Here is a 24,331-nt window from a genome sequence, read left to right on the forward strand (position 1 = left end):
CCGACCGGCCCCGAACCAGGACAAGCCGCCCGATCCGCCCACATCGACATGGTCCGGCACGGCCCCGAGCAGGTGCTTCAGCCCAGAGGGAAGAGAGGGCCGTCGACGGCGGTCGCCGGCTTGGGGATCCAGGTCTGCTTGTCGCGGGCGAACTCCAGGATCTCCTTGCCGTCCTCCGTGGTGGCAAGAATGATCTCGCCCACGGCGGCCAGGCTCGTCAGGAGCTTGCTGGTGGTCGGGAGCTGGGTGGTCTCGCCGTCGCTGACGTTGATCTCCTTGACCACCTGGCCCGCCTTGGTCTGGACGAGCACCAGCAGGTGGTCGCCGTCCCCCCAGGCGATGTCGAGGATCTTGTCGTCCCGCTCGGCCATGGTGAGCAGGTGGAAGTTGCTCAACATGGCGCCGGCGCCGCCGCCGTTCAGGGCGCCGACCTGGACCTGGCCGGTGCCGATCCGGACGGCGACCCGTACGCCGTCTCTGGCCATCCGCAGCGAGGTGACGTCCATGCCCTGCAGGGCGGGGGCGGCGACGTGCTCGGGGCCTCTGCTGACGGCCGGGTGGGAGCGGAGCACCTGCCCGTTGTGCCGGTCGAAGGTCCACAGGGTGCCGTCGCGGTGCCAGGAGGGGTCGGTCAGCTCCGTACCGGGGATCGACTCCTGCCAGCGGGCCTCGGCGGCGTGCCTGGTCACCCAGATGCCGCCGGCGGCGGATCGGGCGGCGACGCGGTCGCGGTCCTTGGCGATGGCGAAGCCGGAGTGGTCACCGCCGGGCTGGCCGGCCGGGCCGACGAGCGGCTCGCCCTCGCCGTCACCGCGCATCATCTGGACGGCGCCATGGCTGGTGTAGAAGACCTGGTTGTCCTCGCTGCCGAGCCATTTCTCGGGCAGGCTGGGCTCGATGACGAGCGGGCCGGTCACGGAGAACGGCTCGCCGTCGATCTGCACCTCAAGGGTGCGCCCGCTGGCCAGCTTGTTGTAGCTCAGACTGGCTCTGAGCTGGGCCTTCAGGCCTTCGAGGAAGGTGTCGGCGGTGAACGGGCCGGCGAGGTTGATGACGACGCGGTCCTCACTGGACCTGATGGACCTGACCCGCGCCTTGACCGGGAACTCGTTGCCGACGGCGCCCTCCAGCGCGCTGGTCGGGCCCTCGATGAGGCGTTCGACGACGGTCTGGGCGAAGCTCTCCGTCGGTTTGACGCGCAGCCGGACCCGGTCGGCCACGAGCCGGTCCGGTTCGCGGTCGCCCGCGGAGGTGCCGTTCAGGTAGTAGAGGTTCGTCGGCCGGTAGGCGCGCCGCACGTCGGCGTCGGTCAGCAGCAGGCCCTGCGGGAGGAGGTTGACGCGGAAGGCGCCGGCGGCGTCCTTCACCAGGGTGATCGCCCTGGTGACCTTGCCGTCCTCGGCGGGGGCGACGGGAACGTACGTGTCGTCCTCGTTGATCTGGGCGATCTTCGTGCCGAGGATCGTGACGATCGTCTCCTTCTTCTCCTTGTTCTCGACGATGTCGTCGAACCGGAAGGCGTTGTCGATCACGGTCACGGCGCCGTCGGGCTTCCAGACCCGGCGGGCCTCCTCGGTCAGATACTTCGGCAGGATGCTGGGGTCGTCGCCGTAGGCGGCCATGGCGGCCTGCAGGCCCTCCACGACCTGCTGCGCGCTCCACTCCTTCTTGGGCTCGACGGCCACCATGCGCTGGAACGGCACGGTCACCGAGTCGCCGCTGCCCGCCTCGTCCACCGGGAACGGTCCGCCCACCGGGATCACCGCGCAGCCCGATCCGCTCAGCACCGCGGCGAGCGCGCAGGCGAGGGCGGCGGCGAGCCGTCTAGTCGACGTCATGGCCACCCCCGTCGCCGACGGCGGGCAGCAGCACCGGCGTCATCTGGTGGCCCCGCCAGGTGCGGCGCATCTCGATCTCGGGCGGCACCAGCGACAGCGGCGAGCCCTTCAGGTCGACCCCGGCACGCCTGGGCAGCGTCAGCCGGAACTGCGAGCCCTCCCCCGGCTGGCCCCACGCCTGCAGCCAGCCGCCGTGCAGCGAGGCGTCCTCGCGGGAGATGGCCAGGCCGAGCCCGGTGCCGCCGATGGTCCGGGCCCGCGACGGGTCGGCGCGCCAGAACCGGTCGAACACCAGGTTCTCCTCGCCGCCCTTCAGGCCGATGCCATGGTCGCGCACGGCCACGGCGACGGCGTCCCTGTCGGCGCCGACGGTCACCACGATGTCGCGGCCCTCGCCGTGCTCGATGGCGTTGAACAGCAGGTTGCGCAGGATGCGCTCCACCCGGCGATTGTCGATCTCGGCCAGGCACGGCTCGTTCGGCAGCCGGAGCTCGAAGCGGGTGCTGTGCCGCTCGGCCAGCGCCTCGGAGTCGGCGATGGCGCGCAGCACCACGTCGCGGACGTCGACGGAGTCGAGGTCGAGGTCGGCGGCGCCGGCGTCGTAGCGGCTGATCTCCAGCAGGTCGGCGAGCATCGACTCGAAGCGTTCGAGCTGGGCCTGCATGAGCTCCGCGGAGCGCGAGGCCATCGGATCGAAGTCCTCGCGGGCGTCGTACAGCAGGTCGGCGGCCATCCGGACGGTGGTCAGCGGGGTGCGCAGCTCGTGAGAGACGTCGGAGACGAACTGCCGCTGGACCTGGGAGAGCTCTTCGAGCTGGTGGATCTTGAGCGCCAGGTTGACGGCCATCTCGTTGAACGAGGTCGCCAGGCGGGCCAGGTCGTCCTCGCCGCGCACCTTGAGCCGCTCGTCGAGCTTGCCGGCGGCCAGCCGCTCGGCGGCCTGCCTGGCCAGCCGCACCGGGCTGACGACCTGGCGGGTGACCAGGTAGGCGATGGCGGCGAGCAGGAGGACGAGGCCGAAGCCGACCACCACGATGGCCAGCCGGACGTTCGAGAGCATCTGCTCTTCGTCGCTGATCGGGAAGAAGTGGTAGACCTCGTAGCCGTCGGAGAGGTTGACCATGGCGCCGATCACCAGCGTCTGCGTCGGCTGGGCCTCGCCGGCGAAGCGGATCGGCTGGGTGGAGCGCTGCGGGCGGTCGATGAACTTCTCGGCCTGCCGCCTGAGCATCTGCTGCAGCGCGGGGGGTACGTCGCGGGGCGTGACCTTGCCCGAGGCGCGGGACTGGCCGGGCTCGGCCCGGTTGAGGATCAGCACCTCGTAGCGCGTCTTGGAGCCGTCGCCGCCGGTGCCGATGATGGCGTCCATCACCTCGTCGAGCGGGTTGGCCGGCACGTTCTTGGCGTCGGCGGGCTTGGCCTGGTCGTCCTGCTCACGGGTGAGCGCGTCGGCGATCCGCAGCCGGTCGGCGGAGGCGTCGCTGGCGGCCGACTGCTGGCGGCCTTCGATGACCGAGTTGTTGATCTGGTCCGACAGGAAGGCGCCCAGCACGACCACGACGATCACCGAGATCACCAGGGTGCTGGTGACGACCTGGAGCTGGAGCGAGCGCCGCCAGACGCGCCGCACCCTGCCCACGAGACGCCGGGCTCGCCGTCGGACTCCGCCGAGTATCTGGCGGAGTGTCCGGCGGCGCGGGCGCCTCGTCGTGGTCGGGGGCATGGCAGGGAGGGGGCAGGCTACGCGGGGCCGGCTTTGTAGCCGACGCCGCGGACCGTCACCACGATCTCGGGGTGCTCGGGGTCCTTCTCGATCTTGGCCCTGAGCCGCTGCACGTGCACGTTGACCAGGCGGGTGTCGGCCGCGTGGCGGTAGCCCCAGACCTGCTCCAGCAGGACCTCGCGGGTGAACACCTGGCGCGGCTTGCGGGCCAGCGCGACGAGCAGGTCGAACTCCAGCGGCGTGAGGTTGATCGTCTCCTCATCCCGCTTGACCGAGTGGCCCGCCACGTCGATGGTGATGTCACCGATCTGCAGGATCTCCGGGGTGGGCTCGTCGGTACGGCGCAGCCGCGCGCGCACCCTGGCGACCAGCTCCTTCGGCTTGAACGGCTTGACGATGTAGTCATCGGCGCCGGACTCCAGCCCCAGCACGATGTCGATCGTGTCGCTCTTGGCGGTGAGCATGACGATGGGCACGCCCGACTCGGCCCTGATCCGGCGGGCGACATCGATGCCGTCGGCCCCCGGCAGCATCAGGTCGAGCAGGACGAGATCCGGGCGCGTGTCCCGGAAAGCGTCCAGCGCTTTGTCGCCATCGCTGACAAAGGATGGTTCGAAACCTTCGCCGCGGAGCACGATGCCCAACATCTCAGCAAGAGCGGCATCGTCGTCGACGACCAGCACTCGACCTTTCATGGCCCCTCATTCGTTCTACGCATTCTGGGACATACCAGCACGATCGCTGAAGGTTACCCTCGCTCGGCACCTATGTGGGAACCAAGCGGAATTTCGGGCTCCCCACGACGATCGCAATATCAGTCTGCGGTAACGAAGCGACTTTCGGCCATCCCTGCGCAAGATCCGTCGCGTCAATCACCGGGGAATGCCGCCGGAAGGACCGGCGAATCGCCCTGACGACACCACTGACCCTCCCAGCGTGCCAGGATTGGGATATGTCAGACGGTCACGGCCCTTCACCCGAGCCGCCATCAGGCTGGGCCTCGGAGCAGCCTCCGCCTTACGGCGCGCCTCAGGCCTCTCCGTGGACCGCCCCGGCCGGCGGGCAGCAGCCCCCGTCCGGGCAGCAGCCGTACGAACCCGGTCCCCCGCCGCAGCCCTACGGGCAGATGCCGTACCCGGGCCATGGCTACGCGCCGCAACCACAGCCGCTGCGGCCGGGGATCATCCCGCTGCGCCCGCTGCGGCTCGGCGACATCTTCGACGGCACGATCAAGCTGGTCCGCTCCAACCCCAAGGCCGTGCTGGGCCTGTCGGCGATCGCCGCCCTGCTCGCCGCCATCCCGCTCGCCGTCGGGCAGGCGTTCGTGTTCGGCAGCATGGGCAGCGTCCTCGCCGATCCCACCCTGGCGCAGGGCGGCGACCCGGCCGTCCTCGACAGCTTCATCGGCCAGTACGGCGGCACCTTCGCCTCCTACGCCATCAGTTTCGTCGTGGTGACGCTGCTGACCGGCGTGCTGACCCGCATTCTCGGCCGCGCCGTCTTCGGCGGCAAGATGACCGCCGGGGAGGCCTGGCAGGCGTCCAAGGGCCGCATGCCCGCGCTGTTCGGCGTGGTGGGGCTGATGGCCCTGGTCATGCTGGCACCGGTGGCCGTGATCGCCGCCGTCGTCGCGGTGCTCGTCTCCACCGGCCTGACCGGGTCCTCCGACAGCGTGGGCGGGCTGGTGGCGCTCTTCCTGGCGGTGATGATCCTCTATATCGCCTACGTGCTGTTCTTCAGGACGCGTTTCGCGTTCGCGCCCGCGGCCGTGGTGCTGGAGGGCAGAGGGCCGATCGACGCCCTGCGCCGCTCGTGGCGCCTGGTGACGGGTGACTTCTGGCGGGTCCTCGGCATCCTGATGCTCACCGCGCTGGTGGTCGGGATGGTGGCGGCCGTGCTCCAGGTCCCCTTCGTCTTCGGCGGCACCATCATCGGGCTGATCGGCGGCGGGAGCACCGCGACGGTCGTGGTGGGCGCGATCCTGGTCGCCATCGGCGGCACGCTCGGCGCGATGATCACCTACCCCTTCGAGGCCGGGGTAGCCGGGCTGCTCTACGCCGACCGCCGGATGCGCGCGGAGGCGTTCGACCTCGTGCTGCAGACGGCCGCCATCGAGCAGCAGCGTCAGGGCTGGGTGCACGCCTCGGCTGACGAGCTGTGGCACCCTTCCGACAGGCCGTGACCCCGATCGGCAGGGGGGACGGCGCCGACCGGGCGGCGCGCGAGCTCCTCGATCCTCAGTACGCCCACGAGGCCCTCCTCGACCGGCTCTACCGCTACTTCAACCAGTTCCTCGGCGACCTGATGGACGGGGTGGCGGGCGGCGGCACGGCCGGCGGGATCATCGCCGCGGTGATCATCGTGCTGATCCTCGTCGCCGTCGCGACGCTGGTCGGCTGGCAGTTGCGCAAGACCGGCCGCCGCAACGCGATGACCGCGGGCGCCCTGTTCGGCGCGCGGGCGACGACCGCCGCCGAGCACCGGCAGCGGGCCGAACAGCTGGCGGACGAGGGCCACTGGTCGGAGGCCGTCCAGGAGCGGCTGCGCGCCATCGCCCGGGACCTGGAGGAGCGCGCGCTGGTGGACGGTATGCCCGGCCGCACCGCCGACGAGCTGGCCGCCGAGGCGGGGGCGGCGCTGCCCGGCTTCGCGGCGGAGCTCACGGCCGCGGCCCGGTCCTTCGACGACGTGACCTACGGCGGCGTCGCGGGCACCCGCGACGCCTACGAGACCATGACCGCCCTCGACGAGCGACTGCGCCTGGCCAGGCCGGCGCCCATGGGAGGCCCGGCATGACCCCGCCGGAGAGCGCTTCCTCCACGGCGCCCACCGTGCGCGCCAGGTGGCGGGGCGTGCGGTGGATCGTGCTGCTGGGCCTCGTCGTCGTGCTGGTCGCCGTCGGGACCGTGCTGTTCGGGCCGGACCAGGGCGAGGCCCGCCCGCTCGACCCCGCCGACACCTCGCTCAAAGGCTCGAAGGCGCTCGCCGAGCTGCTCAGGGGCCAGGGCGTCCAGGTGGACCGGGTCGACTCGGTCGAGGAGGCGGCCGCCAAAGGCCCCGGCCGGCTGCTGCTGATCACCAGCACCCTCTACTTCAACGACCACGACCTGGCCGAGATCCAGGGCGACCGGGTCCTCGTCCACAGCTTCGGCAGCCTCGACGCGCTCGCGCCCGGTGTCGAGACCGAGCCGGACCCCGCGCGCCAGCGCTCACGCGAGCCGGAGTGCGCGCTCCCCGCGGCCACGGCGGCGGGCAGCGCCTTCCTCGGCGGCGCGGCGTTCACCGGGCCCAGCGGCTCGGTCGGCTGTTACCCGGCGGGCGACGGCTGGACGCTGCTCAGCTACCCGAACGCGGGCGGCACCACCACGGTCCTCGGCAGCGCCGACTTCATGTCCAACCAGCGCCTGTCCGAGGACGGCAACGCCGCGCTCGCCCTGAACCTGCTGTCCACCGGCAAGCCCGTCACCTGGCTGGTACGACCGGACGAGCCGCCGGTGGGCCGGTTGCCCGGTGAGGCGGGCCGGTCGGTGTACGACCTGATGCCGGCCGGCATTCCGTGGGCGGTGCTCATGGCCGGCCTGAGCGTGGTGCTGGTGGCGTTCTGGCGGGGCAGGCGGCTCGGGCCGGTCGTGGTCGAGAAGCTGCCGGTCGTGGTGCGGGCGGCGGAGACGGTGGAGGGCCGGGGGCAGCTCTACCGGGCCAGACGGGCCAGGGCCAGGGCCGCCGACTCGCTCAGGGCGGGCACGATCGACCGGCTGACGCCACGGCTCGGGCTCTACTCCGGCGCCGACCGGCACCAGATCGTGGCGGCGCTGGCCGTACGGACCGGCGAGGATCAGCAGCGGGTCGGCGGCGCGCTCTACGGGCCGCCGCCCATCGACGACAACGGGCTGGTCGCCCTGGCCGGATACTTGGACTTCATTGAAAGGAAGGTCAGTGAACTCTGACGAGACCACCCTGCCGGCGAGCGGCGCGGACGCGGCCAGGGAGGCGCTCGGCGCGCTGCGCACCGAGGTGTCCAAGGCCGTGGTCGGGCAGGACGCGGTGGTGACCGGGCTGGTCATCGCGCTGCTGTGCCGGGGGCACGTGCTGCTCGAAGGCGTGCCGGGCGTGGCCAAGACGCTCATGGTGCGCACGCTGTCGGCGGCGCTGGCGCTGGACTTCAAGCGGGTGCAGTTCACGCCCGACCTGATGCCGGGTGACGTGACGGGGTCGCTGATCTACGACACGAAGACGGCGGAGTTCGAGTTCAGGGAGGGGCCGGTCTTCACGAACCTGCTGCTCGCCGACGAGATCAACCGGACCCCGCCGAAGACGCAGGCGGCGCTGCTGGAGGCGATGGAGGAGCGGCAGGTGAGCGTGGAGGGCTCGGCCCGCCCGCTGCCGGACCCGTTCACGGTCTGCGCGACACAGAACCCGGTCGAGTACGAAGGCACCTACCAGCTTCCCGAGGCGCAGCTCGACCGGTTCCTGCTCAAGCTGACGGTGCCGCTGCCGCCGCGCGACCAGGAGATCTCGGTGCTGGAGCGGCACGCGAACGGCTTCGACCCGCGTGACCTGTCGGAGGTCAAGGCCGTGGCGACGGCCGAGGACCTGGCGGCGGGCCGCGCGGCGGTGGCCACCGTGCACGTGGCGCCCGAGGTGCTCGGCTACATCGTGGACGTGGCGCGGGCCACCAGACACTCGCCGTCCCTGCAGCTCGGCGTCTCGCCGCGCGGCGCGACCGCGCTGCTGGCCGCCTCCCGCGCGTGGGCGTGGCTGTCCGGGCGGGCCTACGTGACCCCTGACGACGTGAAGGCGCTGGCCAGGCCCGCGCTGCGGCACCGGATCCAGCTCCGGCCCGAGGCGGAGCTGGAGGGCGCGACGGCCGACGGCCTGCTCGACGGCATTCTGGCCTCGGTCCCGGTTCCGCGATGACGGCCCGCCGATGACACTGACGGGACGCGCCGGGCTGGTCGCGGCGCTCGGGGTCGTGGTGGTGCTGATCGCGCCCTCGCCGGTGCCCGCGGTGGCGGGCGTCTGCCTGCTGCTGGCCGCCGCGATCCTCGTGGATCTGGTGTTCGCGGGGGCGGTGCGGCCGCTGCGCTTCCACCGTTCCGGCGAGCGGCTGGTGCGCCTCGGCCAGCAGGCCACGGTCGAGCTGGTGGTGGAGAACCCGGGCCGCAGGCGGGTGCGCGGCGTGCTGCGGGACGCCTGGCCGCCCTCCGCCGGCGCCTCGCCCCGCGAGCTGAAGCTGGACGTGCCGCCGGGCGAGCGGCGCAAGCTGGTGATCACGCTGACCCCGACCCGGCGCGGCGACCGCGAGTCCGTCTCGGTGACGGTCCGCTCGCGCGGCCCCCTGGGCCTGGCCGCCAGGCAGGGCGGCCACCGCGCGCCGTGGGCGGTGCGGGTGCTGCCGCCGTTCCTGTCCCGCAAGCATCTGCCGTCCCGGCTGGCCCGGCTCCGCGAGCTCGACGGCCAGCACCCGGCGCTGGTCCGCGGGCAGGGCACCGAGTTCGACTCACTGCGCGAGTACGTGGTCGGCGACGACGTACGCTCGATCGACTGGCGGGCCACCGCGCGCCGCCACGACGTGGTCGTGCGGACCTGGCGGCCCGAGCGCGACCGGCGGGTGCTGATCGTGCTCGACACCGGCCGTACCTCGGCCGGGCGGGTGGGCGACGCGCCGATCCCGCTGGCCGGCGCCCCCGCGAACGGCTCGAGCGGGCTGCTGGTCAGGCCGGACACCCGGCCCGTGCCCGGCTGGCCACGGCTGGACTGGTCGATGGACGCGGCCCTGCTGCTGGCCGCCCTCGCCGCCAGGGCCGGCGACCAGGTGGACTTCCTCGCCTACGACCGGGCGGTGCGCGCCTGGGTGGCCGGGGCCTCACGCACCGAGCTGCTGTCCTCGCTGGTCAACGTGATGGCGCCGATCGAGGCGGAGCTCATCGAGGCCGACGCGCAGGGCATGGTGGCCGCGATCCTGTCGCGGGCCAAGCGCCGCTGCCTGGTCGTGCTGCTCACCGACCTCAACTCGGCCTCCCTGGAGGAGGGCCTGATGCCGGTGCTCTCCCAGCTCTCCTCACGGCACCTGGTGCTGGTCGCGAGCGTCTCCGATCCGCTGGTCGCGGCCATGGCCGGGCAGCGGGCGACGGCGGAACAGGTGTACGACGCGGCCGCCGCCGAGCACGCCCGGCTCGAACGCCGCCGCATCACCGCCCGGCTGCGCCGCCACGGCGTCGAGGTGGTGGACGCGCTCCCCGAGGACCTCGCCCCGGCCCTGGCCGACACCTACCTGGCCCTCAAGGCCGCAGGCCGTCTCTAGACGTCGAGGCGCAGGCGCTCGTGTCTCGGTCGCTCGAAGGGCGCGGGTGTGTCAGGCGCTCGCGTGTGTCCGGCGCTCAGGCGCTCGGGGCCACGTCGGGGGCGCGTTCCAGGTCGCCGGTCTCCTTCTGGTGCACCGCCCGGCGACCGTAGATGATCACGTACGCCAGGAAGACGGCCTCGGCGAGCACCCCGATGCCGATGCGGACGGCGGTGGGCAGCCCTGATGGGGTGACGAAAGCCTCGATCAGCCCGGAGATGAACAGCACCGCGATCAGCCCGAGCGCCACGGCCATCACCGCCCGGCCCTGCTCGGCCAGCACCTCGGCCCGTCTGCGGTGCCCCGGGTCGATGACGGTCCAGCCCAGGCGCATGCCGACGGCGGCGGCGAGCAGGACGGCGGTCAGCTCCAGGAGCCCGTGCGGGGTGATCAGCCCGAAGAAGATGTCGAGCTTGTCCCTGGAGGCCATGAGCCCGCCGGACACCCCGACGTTGGCGGCGTTCTGCCAGAGCACCCAGGGGATCGGCAGACCGAGGAAGATCGCGTACACGATGACCTGGAGTGAGACCCAGGCGTTGTTGATCCACACCTGGCCGGCGAAGGAGGCGGCCGGGTGCTCGGAGTAGTAGTCGGCGAAGTCCTCCTCGACGAGCTGGGTGATCTGCTCGGGGGTGGCGATCGCCGCCTGCACGTCCGGGTTGGCCGCCACCCAGGCGCCGAAGATCCAGGAGACCGCGAAGAAGGCCACCGAGGTGACCAGCCACCACCACCTGGCCCGGTAGGCGACCACCGGGAAGGTGACGGTGAGGAACCTGACCAGCTCGCGCCAGGCCGGGGTGTGCGCCCCCGTCACGGCCGAGCGCGCCCGCGCGACCAGGGCGGACAGGCGTCCGGCCAGCATGGCATCGGTGGAAGAGGAGCGCACGATGGACAGATGGGTGGACACTCGCTGGTAGAGGTCGACCAGCTCGTCGACCTCCTCTCCGGTCAGCGAGGAGCGATGCTTGACCAGATATTCCAGCCTGTCCCACACCGGGCGGTGCGCGGTGACGAACGCGTCGATGTCCACCCGACCATTGTGGCCGGTCAATCACTCAGCCATTGCCGTTAGGCTCCACATATGTCAGAGGTTGTGACCGGTGACGCCGTCGTTCTCGAAGTGCGGGTGGCCCAGATGCCCTCGCGGTTTCTGGCGCTGCTCATCGACATCGCGGTCCAGCTCACCATCCTGATCGTCGCCTTCCTGGTCCTGGAGGCATTCTCCTTGATCACGGACCCGGCCATGTACGCCGCCGTGTCGATCACCTTCGTGGTGCTCGTCCTGGTGGGTTACCCGGTGATCTGGGAGACGAGCACCAGGGGGCGCAGCCTCGGCAAGCTGGCGCTCGGGCTCCGGGTGGTCAGCGACGACGGCGGGCCCGAGCGGTTCCGGCAGGCGCTGTTCCGGGGGCTGGCGGGGGTGCCGGAGTTCTGGATGTTCTCCGGCGCGCCGGCGCTGATCTCCTCGCTGATCTCGCCGCAGGGCAAGCGGCTGGGCGACCTGTTCGCGGGCACGATCGTCATCTCCGAGCGGGCGCCGCGCGAGAGCGGGCAGGCCATCATGATGCCGCCGCCGCTGGCGGCCTGGGCCGCGACGCTGGAGTTGTCGCAGCTTCCCGACGAGGTGACGGCCGCAGCCCGGCAGTATCTGATGCGCTGGCACGACCTGTCGCCGCAGATCCAGCACGAGATGGGGGTTCGGATCGCCACCCAGGTGGCGGCGTGCGTCTCGCCCGCCGCGCCCGCCGGGGTGCCGCCGCACGCCTACCTGAGCGCCGTCCTGGCCGAGCGCCGCAGGCGGGAACAGCTCCGCCTGGCCCGCCAGTCCGGCGCCAACGGCCCGCAGGTCGGGCCGTACCAGCCCGCACCCCCGCAGGGCGGGCCGTACACGCAGGGGTACGCACAACCGGCACCGCCGCAGGGCGCGCCTTACCCCCTACCAGCACCTCCGCAGGGGCCACCTTACGCACGACCAGCGCCCCCACAGGGTGGGCCTCACCCGCAGCCGGCACCTCCGCAGGGCTCCCCGTATGCGCCACCGGCACCCTCAGGGTCGCCGTATGCGCCACCGGTGCCCGCGCCGGAGTCGCCGGGGGCGACTCCGGGCGGGTTCGCGCCTCCTCAGTAGGCGTACCGGGCTGTCTCAGTAGGCGTACCGGGCTCAGTAGGCGTACTGGGTCTGCGCGTTGAGGGACTTCTGGCGGATCTTGGCGGCCGGGGCGGTGCGCTTGTCGGTGATTCGCAGCACGTCCAGGCCGCGCTGGATGTCGCTGCTGTAGATGTGGCCGTTGTAGTAGTACGCCGACCACGATCCGGCGACGTCGACCGGCTTGAACGCGCCACGGTCGAAGTAGCCGATCTCCTTGGGCTTGTCCGAGTCGGTGAAGTCGAAGATCGAGACGCCGCCCTGGTACCAGGCCTGGACCATGATGTCCTTGCCCTTGACCGGGATCAGCGAGCCGTTGTGCGCGACGCAGTTCTCGTTCTTGCTCTGCCGACGCGGGATCTTGAAGTACGCCTTCTTGACCAGTTCGCCGGCCTCGATGTCGTAGATCGCGTCCGCGCCCAGCTGGGGCTTGAACGACTTGTCGCAGGTGGCCATCATGCCGCCGCCGAGCTCGTCGGTGAAGACGACCTTGGTGCCGGTGTTGTTGAAGGTGGCCGAGTGCCAGAACGCGAAGTTGTCGTCGGTGACCGTGTGCGTGACCTTCGGGGCTTCGCGGTCGGAGATGTCCATCAGTACGCCGTCGCCCATGCAGGCGCCCGCCGCGAGGTCCTTCTGCGGGAAGACGGTGATGTCGTGGCAGCCGCTGGTGGGCGCGAGCAGTGCGGCGCTCTCGTTCCCGCCGTCGGGGAACAGCACGGGGGTGGCGACGACCTTGGCGGCCTTCGGCTTCTTCAGCGGCACCTTGACGATGGTGATCTTGTCATGGGGCGGCTTGCAGCCGGGGAACGACGATTCCGGCCCGTAGGAGGAGACGTACAGGTAGACCGAGCTCTTCGACTTGGCGGGCACCAGCGTGTGGGTGTGGGAGCCGCAGGCGGTCCGGACCGACTTGACGTACTTGGGGTGGGACTTGTCGCTGATGTCGAAGATCCGGATGCCCTCCCACGACGACTTCTTGTCCGGGGAGGCGCTGCGGGCCTTGCAGGAGTCGCCGGACAGCGTCTCGTCCACCGACAGGAAGAGCAGGTCGCCCTGGACCGAGATGTCGTTCTGCGCGCCGAGGCAGGAGACCCGGCTGACGACCTCGGGCTTGGCCGGATTCTTGATGTTGTAGACGGTGAAGCCCTGGTAGTTGCCCTGGTAGGCGTAGTTCCCCTGGAAGGCCAGGTCGCTGTTGTACGCCTCGGCGCCCTTGAACGGCGCCTGCTTGGGGACGTTGGCCACGTGCTTGACGTTGGCGCTGGCCTTGACATCGTCCACGGCATGGGCCGGGGACCCGATCAGGGCCAGCGCCACTCCCGCCACCACCAGGGCGCGGCCGAACTTGGACGCCAAAGAGGACCTCCTGCATAGTGGGTGATCTAGAGCCACCCACTATGACAGGAAAGGCCGCGATTTATCCCGACTAGTGGTGGTGGCCTCCGTCGCGGTAGGACTGCTGGGTCTGCACGTTGAGCTGGTCACTGCGTACGCCGGTCGCGCCGTTGGTACGGCGGTCGTTGATCTTGAGGATGTCGAGGCCGTTGTCGAAGTCGGCCGCGTACACGTACCCGTTGTAGTAGTAGGCGGACCAGACGCCGCCGCCACTGCCGTCGGCCTTCGGGCCGCGCTCGAAGTAGCCGAACTCCTCGGGCCTGGCCGGGTTGCTGAAGTCCAGGAACGAGACGCCGCCCATGTACCACGCCTGCACCATGATGTTCTTGCCCTTGACCGGGATCAGCGAGCCGTTGTGGGCCACGCAGTTCTCGGTGTCGGCCTGGTGACGCGGGATCTTGTAGTAGCTCTGGAAGACGAGCTTGCCCCGGTGGATGCGGTAGATGGCGTCCGCGCCGCGGTTCGGCCCGGTGGCCTCGTTGCAGGTGGCCGCGCCGCCGCCGCCGAGCTCGTCGGTGAACAGCACGGTCTTGGCGTCGTTGGTGAACGTCGCCGAGTGCCAGAAGGCGAAGTTCGGGTCCGTGGTCCTGGCCGTGACCCTGGGGTCGAGCCGGTTGGAGATGTCGAAGAGCACGCCGTCCCCCATGCAGGCGCCCGCCGCGATGTCCTTCTCCGCGTAGACGGTGATGTCGTGGCAGCCGCTGGTCGGCACCAGCAGACCGGGCTGGGTCTCGTTGCCTCCGTCGGGGAAGACGACCGGGGTGGCCGCGACCGCCGCCGTCTCGGGATGACGCAGCGGCACCTTGATGATGGAGATCTTGTCATGCGGCGGCAGACAGTCCGGGAGGGTCGCGCCGGGGCTGTAGGAGGAGACGTACAGGTAGACGTTCTTGCGCTCGTCGTGGCCCTTGCCGGGGACCAGCGTCAGCGTGTGCGAGCCGCAGTTGGTCTCGACCGACTTGATGTACCTGGGGTTGGCCTTGTCGCTGATGTCGAAGATCCTGACGCCCTCCCAGGATTCCTTGATCGTCGCGCTCTGGCCGGTGCTGCTGCACGAGTCGTTGTTGCGGGAGCTGTCGACGGCGCTGAAGAGCAGGTTGCCGTAGACGGACAGATCCATCTGGGCGCCGGGGCACACCACGGAGCTGACGACCTTGGCCTTCTTCGGGTTCTTGATGTCGACGATGGAGAACCCGCCGTAGTTGCCGACGTAGGCGTAGTCGCCCTGGAAGGCCAGGTCGGTGTTGATCGTGCCGGCCAGGGCCGCGGGCTTGGGGACGTTGAGGACATGGGTCACGTTCGGGCTGGTGACCACGGTGTCAGCTGGGGGGATGTCGCTGGACATGGCGGGTAACGCGGTCGCCACCAGGGCGACGGCGATCCCGGCCACGACCAGCAGGGGCCGTTTGCTGAACATGGATGGTCCTCCCTGATCACATGATGGCCAGACAGGGAGATCTCACGATTGCTCCCCATAAAGGCGGCATAAACTCTGAAATCTTCGCCCCGAATACCCTGGTCCGACCAGCATGCAAGATGTCAAAACTTATACCTGTTTGTCCTCTTTCTCAGCGCATTTTTACGTCGTATACTGCGCAGTTCCGACCTAATCAGTCAGGGAGGCTGGGTGCGCGCCGCGCTCATCGTCGTCGTCACGGGCACGGTCATCGCCCTGTCGGGCTGCACCGCCGACCCCCCGTCGGCGCCACAGGCCGACTCCACGGCTCCGGTCCTCGCACCGGGCCGGCCCGGTGAGCAGGCGAGGACGCTCGCGCCCGGTGAGGCCGTGACCGCCGTGCCCAAGCCCGTCATGAACGCCGCGGACGTGAAGTATCTCCAGGACATGGTCGTCCATCACCAGCAGGCGCTCGACATGTCCATCCTGGTGCCCAACAGGGCCACCTCCGCCAGGATCAAGGCGCTGGCCTCACGGATCAAGGACACCCAGGGCCCGGAGATCCAGTTCATGCGCGGCTTGCTGCAGGAGCAGGGCCAGCGGATCCCCGACCATCACACCGCCCACGAGGGCATGCCGGGCATGGCCACCCCGGAGCAGCTCGACCGGCTCAAGGCCGCCTCGGGCCAGGCCTTCGACGAGCAGTTCCTGCAGCTCATGAGCGCCCACCACGAGGGCGCGATCAAGATGTCGGAGCAGGTGCTGACCGGCGGCTCGCACATCAGGATCGAGGAGCTGGCCAACGACATCGCGGTGACCCAGCTGGCCGAGATCCGCCGGATGCGGCAGATCCAGGCCGGCGGCTAAGAGCCTGCGCCGCCGACCGGCTAGGAGCCCGCGCCGCCGACCGGTGGCTAGGAGTCGGCGCGCCAGTCGGTGGCTAGGAGCCCGCGCGCCAGGAGTGCAGGTAGGCCTGCTGCTCGCCGGTGAGCACGTCGATGCCGATCCCGGTCGCCGCCAGCTTGAGCCTGGCCACCTCGTGGTCGATGTCCTCGGGCACGTCGTACACGCCGGGGGCCAGTTGCGCCCGCTCGCGGGCCAGCCACTCGACGGCCAGCGCGTGCGCCGAGAACGACATGTCCATCACCGCCGCCGGATGCCCCTCGGCGGCGGTCAGGTTGACCAGCCGCCCCTCGGCCAGCAGCAGCAGCTTGCGCCCGCCGGGCAGCACGTACTCGTCGGTGTTGGGCCGCACCCCGCGGCGCACCTCGTGGGCCAGCTCGTCCAGCGCCCGGACGTCGATCTCCACGTCGAAGTGCCCGGCGTTGGCGAGGATCGCCCCGTCCTTCATCGCGGCCAGGTGCTCGGCCCTGATCACGTCGCGGTTGCCCGTCACGGTGATGAACAGGTCGCCGACCGTCGCCGCCCGCTCCATCGGGCACACCTCGTAGCCCTGCAGGGTGGCGTCCAGCGCCTTCACCGCGTCGATCTCGGTCACGATCACCCGCGCGCCCAGCCCCTTGGCCCGCTCCGCCACCCCGCGCCCGCAGAACCCGAACCCGGCGACCACCACGGTCCGCCCGGCCAGCATGATGTTGGTGGCCCGCATGATCCCGTCGAGCGTCGACTGGCCGGTGCCGTAGCGGTTGTCGAACATCCGCTTGGTCCGGGTGTCGTTCACGGCCACGACGGGGAAGGTCAGCGCCTTCTCGGCGGCCATCTGCCGCAGCCTGATGATCCCGGTCGTGGTCTCCTCACATCCGCCGGAGACCCCGGCCAGCAGGTCGGTCCGCTCGGTGTGCAGGATGTTGACCAGGTCGCACCCGTCGTCCAGCACCAGGTCGGGCCCCAGGTCGAGGGCCTGGTGGATGTGCCGGTAATAGGTGGCCAGGTCGACCCCCGCCCTGGCGTGCACGGCGATCCCGTAGGCACGCAGCGCCTCGGCGACGTCGTCCTGGGTGGACAGCGGGTTGGAGGCCGCGAGCGCGATCTCGGCGCCGGCCGCCTTCAGCGTCCCCATGAGCACGGCCGTCTCGGCGGTGACATGCAGGCAGGCGGCGATCCGCAGCCCTTCCAGCGGCCGCTCGACGGCGAACCGCTCGCCGATCGCCGTCAACACCGGCATCGAACGGGCCGCCCACGAGATCTGCCGCTCACCGCTGTCGCTGAGATCCATGCTCTAGCCCTAACCGAAGAGGACGGCCGAGTGCGCGCTCGTCGCGGCGCGCGGCCCGTGAGCCTTCACGACCGGCCAGGACGGACGGCAGTGGCGTCGGCGCGTGCGGGTAACTCGGCCTGCCGTAAAAGATGGTGGTGTACGCGCTCCGCAGGAGCGCGCTGATAAGGGAAAGCTCCGGAAGGACGGAAACCCTTCCGGAGCGTCTCACCGGCAGATCTAGTAGCGGTAGTGGTCCGACTTGTACGGGCCCTCGACGTGGACGCCGATGTAGGCCGCCTGCTCCTTGGTCAGCTCGGTGAGCTTGACGCCCAGCGCGTCCAGGTGCAGACGGGCGACCTTCTCGTCCAGGTGCTTGGGCAGGGTGTAGACGCCGATCGGGTATTCGTCCAGCTTGGTGAACAGCTCGATCTGCGCGATCACCTGGTTGGTGAACGAGTTGGACATGACGAACGACGGGTGGCCGGTGGCGCAGCCCAGGTTCATCAGGCGGCCCTCGGCCAGCAGGATGATCGAGTGGCCGTCGGCGAAGACCCACTCGTCGACCTGCGGCTTGATGTTGCGCCGCTCGATGCCCGGAACCTTGGCCAGCCCGGCGATGTCGATCTCGTTGTCGAAGTGGCCGATGTTGGAGACGATCGCCTGGTGCTTCATCTTCGCCATGTGGTCGGCGGTGATGATCATGAAGTTGCCGGTCGTGGTGACGAAGATGTCAGCGATGCCGACGATCTCGTCGATCGTGGTGACCTGGAAACCGTCCATGGCCGCCTGGAGGGCGCAGATGGGGTCGATCTCGGTCACGATGACCCGGGCGCCCTGGCCGCGCAGCGCGTCGGCGCAGCCCTTGCCCACGTCGCCGTAGCCGCAGACCACGGCCACCTTGCCGCCGATCAGCACGTCGGTGGCGCGGTTGAGGCCGTCGATCACGGAGTGGCGGCAGCCGTACTTGTTGTCGAACTTCGACTTGGTGACCGAGTCGTTGACGTTGATCGCCGGGAACAGCAGCTGGCCGTTCTTGTGCATCTCGTAGAGACGGTGCACGCCGGTGGTGGTCTCCTCGGTCACGCCCTTGATGCTCTCGGCGACCTTGGTCCACCGCTTCTCGTCGGTGACCGTGCGCTTGAGCACCTCGATGACGACGTGCCACTCCTCCGGGTCGTCCTCGGTGGCGGGCGGGACGGCGCCGGCCTTCTCGTACTCGGCGCCCTTGTGGACGAGCATGGTGGCGTCGCCGCCGTCGTCCAGGATCATGTTGGGGGTCTCACCGCCGGGCCAGGCGAGGGCCTGCTCGGTGCACCACCAGTATTCCTCCAGCGTCTCGCCCTTCCAGGCGAAGACCGGGACGCCCTGCGGGTCGTCGACGGTGCCGTTGGGGCCGACCACGGCCGCGGCGGCCGCGTGGTCCTGGGTGGAGAAGATGTTGCAGCTCACCCAGCGGACGTCGGCGCCGAGCGCGACCAGCGTCTCGATGAGGACGGCGGTCTGGATGGTCATGTGCAGCGAGCCCATGATCCGCGCACCGCGGAGGGGCTGGGCGGCCGCGTATTCCTTACGGATTGCCATGAGGCCGGGCATCTCGTGCTCGGCGAGCCGGATTTCCTTGCGGCCGAAGTCGGCAAGTGAAAGGTCGGCGACCTTGAAGTCCATCGGGTGTTCCCCTCGCATCACTGTGGTGTCGCGATGAGTTTAGGCGGCCGAACCGCCCGATCGCATCACTAAAGCGCTGAACTTAACGTAAGAATGTAAGGATGCGGATCACGGAAGCGGCCAAGCGGCTCGGCATGTCCCCCCGGATGCTGCGATACCGGGAGGCGCTCGGGCTGCTACCGCCGATCCGGGAGCAGGGCGCGCACCGCCGGTTCGGCGCCGAGGAGCTGTCCGCCGTGGCTCAGGCGGTGGAGCTGGAGAAGCGGTTCGACGTCTCCCCCGCCGAGCTGGCTTTCGCGCTGCGCGCCCTCAGCGAGCCCGCGGTGGCCGCGGCCGTGCGCGACCTCGGCGTGCGGATCGGCCGGATCCAGGTGCCGCGCAGAGCCCTCGACTTCGAGCAGGAGAAGGCCCTGCGCCTGCTGCGGAACTCCGCTCCCGGCCGCACACCCGACAGAACCCGAGGCAGCGGCCGCTGACGGCCCGACTCATCGGTGCCGCGGGCGGCGAACGGTCGGTGTCACACCGCCGGCGGCGAACGGTCGGTGCCGCACCGCCGGCGGCGACTGGTCGGTGCCGCGCCGTTGAGGCGCGGCTCCGATCAGGCGTTGCTCGGTGTACGGTCCAGGTCCGGCTCCAAGTAGATCACCCGGGCGATCGGCACGGCCTCGCGGATGCGCCGCTCCGCCTCGTCGATCCCCTGGGCCACCTCGGCGGCCGTGTCGTTGCGGGTCACCGCGATCTTCGCGGCCACCAGCAGCTCCTCCGGACCCAGGTGCAGCGTGCGCATGTGGATGACGCGGTCGACCTCAGGCGTGGCCTCGAGCGCGACGCGGATCCGGCTCTCCATCTCCTCCGAGGCGCCCTCACCCAGGAGCAGCGACTTGGTCTCGACGGCCAGGATGACCGAGATGACGGCCAGCAGCACACCGATCATCAGGGTGCCGATGGCGTCCCATCTGCCGTCGCCGGTGACGACCGCCATCGTCACGCCGAACAGCGCGAAGATCAGGCCGAACAGCGCGCCCAGGTCCTCCAGCAGGATGACCGGCAGCTCGGGTGACTTGGACCTGCGGATGAAGGCCATCCACGACTGCTTGCCACGCACCGCGTTGGCTTCCTGGATCGCGGTGCGGAACGAGAACGCCTCGGCGATGATCGCGAAGATCAGCACGCCGAACGCCCAGCCCGGCGACTCCACCGGGTGCGGATCGGAGAGCTTGTGGAAGCCCTCGTAGAGCGAGAAGAGCGCGCCGATGGCGAACAGCACGACCGCGACCACGAAGGCGTAGAAATAACGCTCGCGACCATAGCCGAACGGGTGCTCCCGGGTGCTGGCCCGCTGTGCCCGCTTACCTCCGACCAGCAGCAACCCCTGGTTGCCCGCGTCGGCTACGGAGTGGATGCCCTCCGCCAGCATCGAGGAGGATCCAGTGAAGGCCGCGGCCACGAACTTCGCCACGGCGATGGCGGTGTTCGCAGCCAATGCCGCAATGATTGCTTTGGTTCCGCCACTCGCGCTCACCGGTGGTCTCCCAGTCTTACGATCACGTACAAAGGCCTGAGACGAGATCCTATTGCGAAATTCTGGCCTTGAGCTCCGTGATCGCCGCCACCGGGGTCGGATCGAGACCGTACCCCAGCGCCAGGTAGGTGCTCGCGTAGTCGCCGAGCCCCACCAGGGAGGCCAGCCGCTCCAGCGGATGGGCGCCGTCGGCGGCCAGCTCGGTGACCGGCACACCGCGGTCGTGCGCGAGCCGCACCGCGACCTCGCGCGCCCTGGCCACCTGCGGATGCTCCTCCAGGTCGCGCAGCATGACGAGCCTGAGCGAGCGGCCCGGGGTCTCGGCGAAGATGTCGCGCTCGGCCAGCGGCCCGTCGAGCGCGGCCAGCTGGTTGTGGCCGGCCTCGGGCAGCTCGCCGGAGATCGCCGGATATTTGGCGTTGGCATTGAGCTGACCGGCCATGCGGTAGGCCGCGACGGCCGCCAGCTGGGACGAGCCCCAGATCATCGGCACGCTCTCGGCCAGCTCCATGGCCAGGGTCTTGCCCGGGTTGACGAACGACTCACTGGACGGCCGGCACCGGTGCGCGGTGTCCTCCAGCGACTTGGCCACCTGCTCGAACAGCGCCTCGTCGGCCCGTAGCAGGCCCAGCGAGGCGGCGGCGACGATCAGCGGGATCGTCACCAGCCAGAGGTTGGCCCTGGGCTGTCCCTGCGTCGGCAGCGGGACGTGCACGGCCGACGCCTGGGTGGCCACCGCCTCCAGCGCGGAGCCCGCGGGCCCGAGCGCCAGCAGCGTGCAGCCGCGCCGCACCGCCTCGGTGGCGACGGCGAGCGTCTCCTCGGTCTCGCCCGTCCAGGAGATCGCGACCACCAGGTCGGTGGCGCCCACCCAGCCGGGCAGCCGGTAGGAGCGCAGGGTCACGATCGGCAGCGGGGCGGTGCTGCCGCAGACCGCGGCCAGGATGTCGCCCGCGATGGCGGAGCCGCCCATGCCCGCTACGACGACCGCCCTCGGACGCCCCTCCGCCGACAGCCGCTCGACGCCGGCCTCGATCGCGCACCGGTGGCCGGTGCGCACCTGGGCGGCTGAGGCGGCCACGGCGAGCAGCATCCCGCCCGGGTCGGCCGCACCCAGGTGGCGCTGGTCGTCGAGCCGCTCCGGCGCCCAGGTCACGGCTTCCTGGCCTCGTCGACGAGCAGCACCGGGATGTCGTCCCGGACCGGATAGATCAGGCCGCACCCCGTGCAGGCCAGCTCCTCCGTCTCGCCCTCCACGCGCAGCGGTGACTTGCACGCCGGGCAGGCCAGGATCTCCAGCAGCCAGTCGTCGATCTTCACTGTGTCACCTCTCTGAGCAGGCCGAGAACCTCGTCCCGGACCGCCGTCATCGTGGTCTCGTCAGCCGCCTCGGCGTTGAGCCTGAGCAGCGGCTCGGTGTTGGAAGCCCGCAGGTTGAACCACCAGTCAGGGGCGCTCACGGTCAGCCCGTCGAGGTCGTTGACCTCGCCCCGCCCGGCGAAGGCCGCCCGCACCCGGCGCAGCGCCTCGTCCTGGTCGGCGACGGTGCTGTTGATCTCGCCGGTCGCGTGGTAGCGGGAGTAGGCCGCCACGACCTGCGACAACGGCCGCTCCTGCTCGCCGAGCGCGGCCAGCACGTGCATCGCCGCCAGCATGCCGGAGTCGGCGAACCAGAAGTCGCGGAAGTAGTAGTGAGCCGAGTGCTCGCCACCGAAGACGGCCCCCGTGCGGGCCATCTCGGCCTTGATGAAGGAGTGGCCGACGCGGGTCCGCACCGGATCGCCGCCGTGCTCGCGGACGAGCTCGGGGACGCCACGCGAGGTGATCAGGTTGTGGATGATCGTCGCGCCGGGGTGCTTGGCCAGCTCACGCGCCGCCACCAGAGCGGTGATCGCCGACGGGGAGACGGACTCGCCCCGCTCGTCGACGACCCAGCACCGGTCGGCGTCGCCGTCGAAGGCGAGCCCCACGTCGGCGCCGGCCTCGATCACGGCCTTCTGCAGGTCGATCAGGTTGGCGGGCTCCAGCGGGTTGGCCTCGTGGTTGGGGAAGGAGCCGTCGAGCTCGAAAAAGAGTGGCGTCAGCTCGATAGGCAACCCGCCGAACACGGCCGGAACCGTGTGGCCGCCCATGCCGTTGCCCGCGTCGACGACCACCTTGAGCGGCCGGTTGGCGGACAGGTCGACCAGCGTGCGCAGGTGCTCGGCATAGCCCTGGAGCAGGTTTTTCTCGATCAGGGAGCCGGTGGGCGCCATCGGGGTGCCGATCAGCTCGGCCGCCCGGTCGCGGATCTCGGTCAGGCCGGTGTCGCCGCCGATCGGCACCGCGCCAGCGCGGCACATCTTCATGCCGTTGTAGCGGGCCGGGTTGTGGCTGGCGGTGAACATCACGCCGGGCAGGCCGAGGCTGCCGCTGGCGTAGTAGAGCAGGTCGGTGGAGCCGAGCCCGGCGTGCACCACGTCGGCACCGCGAGAACGCGCGCCACGGACGAAGGCGTCGGCCAGCGGCCCGGACGACTCGCGCATGTCATGCGCCACCACGACCGACTCGGCGCCGGTCTCTTCGACGAAGGCCGCGCCCACGGCCTCGGCGATGGGCTCGTCGAGCTCGTCCGGCACCACGCCACGAACGTCGTAAGCCTTGAAGATCTTGGCGAGGTCGCCCACTCCAGCTCCGCCCCTAGGTCGTCTGTACGGCCAGGACGAGCCTACCGGTCACGGTGCTGCTGGGCCGACCTGAGAACACGTAGATGCCCACGTCGGCCGACCTCGACGCCTTGGCCGACCGGTTCGCCGGCGCCGGAGGGATTGGGCCTGGCGGCCTCTCTGACCGCGTTGGCCAGCGCTTCGAGGTCGTCGGAGCTCGGCGAGCCGCCGTCCGTCGGCAGGCGGACCACTTCCCAACCGCGGGGGGCGGTCAGCCGCTCGGCGTGTTCGGCGCACAGGTCATAACAGTGTGGCTCGGCGTACGTCGCCAAGGGGCCCAGAACTGCGGTCGAGTCGGCGTAAACGTACGTGAGCGTGAAGACGGCAGGCTGACTGCAAGCGGTGCGGGAACAGCGGCGGACGGGGCTCACGGAGGGACCGTATCTGGTAAGAGTGCGGGACGCCACTATCTGAGCGCTCTTAACGAGCGTGTCGCCACAATTCGGACACCTGTCGCAGGCTTTCCACCTACATGCCCCGAAGGCACCTCACCCTTAGACTTGGCGTGTGACTTCCAAGCGCGGTCCCCGGCGGCGTGACCGGCACGGTCGCGGCCTGCGCGGGCCGCTCGCCCCCTCCTACGTGCCCATGGCCAGAGCCCGTAGCGAGCGTTTCGACGACCTGGTGCTCGACGCGGTCGAACGGCTCCGGCCCAAGTGGGACAAGCAGTTGTCGGCGGTGGAGTTCGCGGTGGAGGAGGTGCCGCCGCTGAGCGAGCTGGGCGACGGCCCAGGCGTCTCCTCGGGCCCCATCCCGTTCGGCCGCGCCGACACGGCGAAGGGGCAGAGCCCTGCCTCGGTCGTGGTCTACCGGCGTCCGCTGGAGGCGCGCGCCCGCGACCGTGACACGCTGGGCGCGCTCGTGCACGACACCGTGGTGGAGCAGGTGGCCACGCTGCTGGGCCTGTCGCCCGACACGGTCGACCCCGGTTACGACGAGCGCCGCTGAGACCCCGGGAAGCCGAGACCCGGGAGCTGAGACCCGGGAGCTGAGACCCGGAAGCTTAGACACGGGAGCTGAGACACGGAAAAGGGCCGCACGGACGATCCGTGCGACCCCTCACCGCATTTATCCCTATACGGCCTGGCGTTTGATCCGTCGGCGTTCCCGCTCGGACAGCCCACCCCAGATGCCGAAGCGCTCGTCGTGCTCGAGTGCGTATTCCAAGCACTCAGCACGCACTTCGCACGATCGGCACACCTTCTTGGCCTCTCGGGTGGAGCCGCCTTTTTCCGGGAAGAACGCCTCTGGATCCGTCTGCGCGCACAGTGCGCGCTCCTGCCAGCCGAGTTCTTCAGCGTCAAGCTGATCCTGTGCGATGACCAAATCGGTCACTGCACACCTCCCTGCCGCCCGCCCGCAATGGAGCCCCCCATGGAACGCCTTCCTTGTACCCACCCACGGGAAGGCGTAACAACATGGTTGTAATTACACGCGTGT

At 70.3% G+C, this 24,331-nt stretch carries 23 protein-coding genes; 9 read left to right on the top strand and 14 right to left on the bottom strand.

Annotation, left to right across the window (positions count from 1 at the left end; genetic code table 11):
* Window positions 1-77 precede the first annotated feature (77 nt).
* The 3 genes from IEY87_RS13005 to mtrA are packed head-to-tail and all read right to left on the bottom strand — an operon-like array spanning window position 78 to window position 4,256.
* A complete protein-coding gene (locus IEY87_RS13005; RefSeq protein WP_189138801.1) occupies window positions 78-1,838 on the bottom strand; it encodes an LpqB family beta-propeller domain-containing protein in 1,761 nt (586 codons plus the stop codon).
* The gene (gene mtrB, locus IEY87_RS13010) at window positions 1,825-3,561 is read right to left on the bottom strand and encodes an MtrAB system histidine kinase MtrB (RefSeq protein ID WP_189138802.1); all 1,737 of its coding nucleotides are present in this window, start codon (window positions 3,559-3,561) and stop codon (window positions 1,825-1,827) included. The genes IEY87_RS13005 and mtrB overlap by 14 nt, the downstream gene beginning before the upstream one ends.
* A 17-nt stretch (window positions 3,562-3,578) precedes the next feature.
* A complete protein-coding gene (mtrA, locus tag IEY87_RS13015) occupies window positions 3,579-4,256 on the bottom strand; it encodes an MtrAB system response regulator MtrA (protein WP_189138803.1) in 678 nt (225 codons plus the stop codon).
* A 257-nt stretch (window positions 4,257-4,513) separates the two neighbouring features.
* Between mtrA and IEY87_RS13020 the strand changes: the two genes are divergently transcribed.
* The 5 genes from IEY87_RS13020 to IEY87_RS13040 are packed head-to-tail and all read left to right on the top strand — an operon-like array spanning window position 4,514 to window position 9,865.
* Window positions 4,514-5,743: a DUF7847 domain-containing protein gene (locus tag IEY87_RS13020; protein ID WP_189138804.1), complete on the top strand. Its 1,230-nt coding sequence runs from the start codon at window positions 4,514-4,516 to the stop codon at window positions 5,741-5,743.
* Entirely contained in the window at window positions 5,719-6,357 is a 639-nt protein-coding gene (locus IEY87_RS13025) for a DUF4129 domain-containing protein (protein ID WP_225276977.1), read from the top strand. Before IEY87_RS13020 ends, IEY87_RS13025 begins: the two co-directional genes overlap by 25 nt.
* Window positions 6,354-7,508, top strand: coding sequence for a DUF4350 domain-containing protein (locus IEY87_RS13030; RefSeq protein ID WP_189138805.1), 1,155 nt, complete (start codon window positions 6,354-6,356; stop codon window positions 7,506-7,508). The genes IEY87_RS13025 and IEY87_RS13030 overlap by 4 nt, the downstream gene beginning before the upstream one ends.
* The gene (locus tag IEY87_RS13035; protein WP_189138806.1) at window positions 7,498-8,478 is read left to right on the top strand and encodes an AAA family ATPase; all 981 of its coding nucleotides are present in this window, start codon (window positions 7,498-7,500) and stop codon (window positions 8,476-8,478) included. The genes IEY87_RS13030 and IEY87_RS13035 overlap by 11 nt, the downstream gene beginning before the upstream one ends.
* Window positions 8,479-8,488: 10 nt before the next feature.
* Window positions 8,489-9,865 carry a DUF58 domain-containing protein gene (locus IEY87_RS13040; protein WP_189138807.1) on the top strand — a complete coding sequence of 459 codons (1,377 nt, stop codon included), beginning with the start codon at window positions 8,489-8,491 and terminating at the stop codon, window positions 9,863-9,865.
* A gap of 76 nt (window positions 9,866-9,941) precedes the next feature.
* Here IEY87_RS13040 and IEY87_RS13045 read toward each other — a convergent pair whose 3' ends face one another.
* Window positions 9,942-10,934 (bottom strand): stage II sporulation protein M, encoded by a 993-nt coding sequence (locus IEY87_RS13045; protein WP_189138808.1) that lies wholly within the window; start codon window positions 10,932-10,934, stop codon window positions 9,942-9,944.
* Between the two features lie 51 nt (window positions 10,935-10,985).
* Between IEY87_RS13045 and IEY87_RS46645 the strand changes: the two genes are divergently transcribed.
* The gene (locus IEY87_RS46645) at window positions 10,986-12,032 is read left to right on the top strand and encodes an RDD family protein (protein ID WP_189138809.1); all 1,047 of its coding nucleotides are present in this window, start codon (window positions 10,986-10,988) and stop codon (window positions 12,030-12,032) included.
* A 33-nt stretch (window positions 12,033-12,065) separates the two neighbouring features.
* On the opposite strand, the gene IEY87_RS13055 is transcribed toward IEY87_RS46645, so the two are convergent.
* Entirely contained in the window at window positions 12,066-13,406 is a 1,341-nt protein-coding gene (locus IEY87_RS13055; protein WP_189138810.1) for an LVIVD repeat-containing protein, read from the bottom strand.
* Between the two features lie 70 nt (window positions 13,407-13,476).
* Complete coding sequence (locus tag IEY87_RS13060; RefSeq protein ID WP_189138811.1) at window positions 13,477-14,862, bottom strand: LVIVD repeat-containing protein; 1,386 nt, start codon at window positions 14,860-14,862, stop codon at window positions 13,477-13,479.
* A gap of 210 nt (window positions 14,863-15,072) precedes the next feature.
* Between IEY87_RS13060 and IEY87_RS13065 the strand changes: the two genes are divergently transcribed.
* Window positions 15,073-15,708, top strand: a complete 636-nt coding sequence (locus tag IEY87_RS13065; protein ID WP_189138812.1) for a DUF305 domain-containing protein — start codon at window positions 15,073-15,075, stop codon at window positions 15,706-15,708.
* Window positions 15,709-15,781: 73 nt separating this feature from the next.
* Here the strand turns inward: IEY87_RS13065 and IEY87_RS13070 are convergent, their stop codons facing one another.
* Both IEY87_RS13070 and ahcY read right to left on the bottom strand, forming a co-directional pair.
* The gene (locus IEY87_RS13070) at window positions 15,782-17,017 is read right to left on the bottom strand and encodes an adenosylhomocysteinase (protein ID WP_189138813.1); all 1,236 of its coding nucleotides are present in this window, start codon (window positions 17,015-17,017) and stop codon (window positions 15,782-15,784) included.
* A gap of 219 nt (window positions 17,018-17,236) precedes the next feature.
* Complete coding sequence (gene ahcY / locus IEY87_RS13075; RefSeq protein ID WP_189138814.1) at window positions 17,237-18,664, bottom strand: adenosylhomocysteinase; 1,428 nt, start codon at window positions 18,662-18,664, stop codon at window positions 17,237-17,239.
* Between the two features lie 101 nt (window positions 18,665-18,765).
* On the opposite strand from ahcY, the gene IEY87_RS13080 reads away from it, so the two are divergent.
* Window positions 18,766-19,140 (top strand): MerR family transcriptional regulator, encoded by a 375-nt coding sequence (locus IEY87_RS13080; RefSeq protein ID WP_189138815.1) that lies wholly within the window; start codon window positions 18,766-18,768, stop codon window positions 19,138-19,140.
* Between the two features lie 122 nt (window positions 19,141-19,262).
* Here the strand turns inward: IEY87_RS13080 and IEY87_RS13085 are convergent, their stop codons facing one another.
* The 5 genes from IEY87_RS13085 to IEY87_RS13105 are packed head-to-tail and all read right to left on the bottom strand — an operon-like array spanning window position 19,263 to window position 23,262.
* Window positions 19,263-20,186, bottom strand: coding sequence for a cation diffusion facilitator family transporter (locus tag IEY87_RS13085; RefSeq protein WP_189138816.1), 924 nt, complete (start codon window positions 20,184-20,186; stop codon window positions 19,263-19,265).
* A 49-nt stretch (window positions 20,187-20,235) separates the two neighbouring features.
* Window positions 20,236-21,342 (bottom strand): SIS domain-containing protein, encoded by a 1,107-nt coding sequence (locus IEY87_RS13090; protein ID WP_189138817.1) that lies wholly within the window; start codon window positions 21,340-21,342, stop codon window positions 20,236-20,238.
* Window positions 21,339-21,506, bottom strand: a complete 168-nt coding sequence (locus tag IEY87_RS13095; protein ID WP_189138818.1) for a Trm112 family protein — start codon at window positions 21,504-21,506, stop codon at window positions 21,339-21,341. The genes IEY87_RS13090 and IEY87_RS13095 overlap by 4 nt, the downstream gene beginning before the upstream one ends.
* The gene (locus tag IEY87_RS13100) at window positions 21,503-22,852 is read right to left on the bottom strand and encodes a phosphomannomutase/phosphoglucomutase (RefSeq protein WP_189138819.1); all 1,350 of its coding nucleotides are present in this window, start codon (window positions 22,850-22,852) and stop codon (window positions 21,503-21,505) included. The genes IEY87_RS13095 and IEY87_RS13100 overlap by 4 nt, the downstream gene beginning before the upstream one ends.
* 41 nt (window positions 22,853-22,893) lie before the next feature.
* Window positions 22,894-23,262: a DUF3499 domain-containing protein gene (locus IEY87_RS13105; RefSeq protein ID WP_189138820.1), complete on the bottom strand. Its 369-nt coding sequence runs from the start codon at window positions 23,260-23,262 to the stop codon at window positions 22,894-22,896.
* 136 nt (window positions 23,263-23,398) lie between these two features.
* Here IEY87_RS13105 and IEY87_RS13110 point away from each other — a divergent pair, with 136 nt between their 5' ends.
* A complete protein-coding gene (locus IEY87_RS13110; RefSeq protein ID WP_189138821.1) occupies window positions 23,399-23,839 on the top strand; it encodes a metallopeptidase family protein in 441 nt (146 codons plus the stop codon).
* Window positions 23,840-23,965: 126 nt separating this feature from the next.
* Here the strand turns inward: IEY87_RS13110 and IEY87_RS13115 are convergent, their stop codons facing one another.
* Window positions 23,966-24,226, bottom strand: a complete 261-nt coding sequence (locus IEY87_RS13115) for a WhiB family transcriptional regulator (RefSeq protein ID WP_049564653.1) — start codon at window positions 24,224-24,226, stop codon at window positions 23,966-23,968.
* Window positions 24,227-24,331 lie beyond the last annotated feature (105 nt).

Source organism: Nonomuraea glycinis (assembly GCF_014646515.1).
Lineage (GTDB): Bacteria > Actinomycetota > Actinomycetes > Streptosporangiales > Streptosporangiaceae > Nonomuraea > Nonomuraea glycinis.

What these genes read in the sequence shown, in the direction of transcription:
- IEY87_RS13070 (WP_189138813.1), bottom strand. Translation starts at nt 17,017, where the DNA reads ATGGATCTCAGCGACAGCGGTGAGCGGCAGATCTCGTGGGCGGCCCGT.
- IEY87_RS13005 (WP_189138801.1), bottom strand. Translation starts at nt 1,838, where the DNA reads ATGACGTCGACTAGACGGCTCGCCGCCGCCCTCGCCTGCGCGCTCGCC.
- IEY87_RS46645 (WP_189138809.1), top strand. Translation starts at nt 10,986, where the DNA reads ATGTCAGAGGTTGTGACCGGTGACGCCGTCGTTCTCGAAGTGCGGGTG.
- mtrA (WP_189138803.1), bottom strand. Translation starts at nt 4,256, where the DNA reads ATGAAAGGTCGAGTGCTGGTCGTCGACGACGATGCCGCTCTTGCTGAG.
- IEY87_RS13080 (WP_189138815.1), top strand. Translation starts at nt 18,766, where the DNA reads ATGCGGATCACGGAAGCGGCCAAGCGGCTCGGCATGTCCCCCCGGATG.
- ahcY (WP_189138814.1), bottom strand. Translation starts at nt 18,664, where the DNA reads ATGGACTTCAAGGTCGCCGACCTTTCACTTGCCGACTTCGGCCGCAAG.
- mtrB (WP_189138802.1), bottom strand. Translation starts at nt 3,561, where the DNA reads ATGCCCCCGACCACGACGAGGCGCCCGCGCCGCCGGACACTCCGCCAG.
- IEY87_RS13020 (WP_189138804.1), top strand. Translation starts at nt 4,514, where the DNA reads ATGTCAGACGGTCACGGCCCTTCACCCGAGCCGCCATCAGGCTGGGCC.
- IEY87_RS13060 (WP_189138811.1), bottom strand. Translation starts at nt 14,862, where the DNA reads ATGTTCAGCAAACGGCCCCTGCTGGTCGTGGCCGGGATCGCCGTCGCC.
- IEY87_RS13040 (WP_189138807.1), top strand. Translation starts at nt 8,489, where the DNA reads ATGACACTGACGGGACGCGCCGGGCTGGTCGCGGCGCTCGGGGTCGTG.
- IEY87_RS13030 (WP_189138805.1), top strand. Translation starts at nt 6,354, where the DNA reads ATGACCCCGCCGGAGAGCGCTTCCTCCACGGCGCCCACCGTGCGCGCC.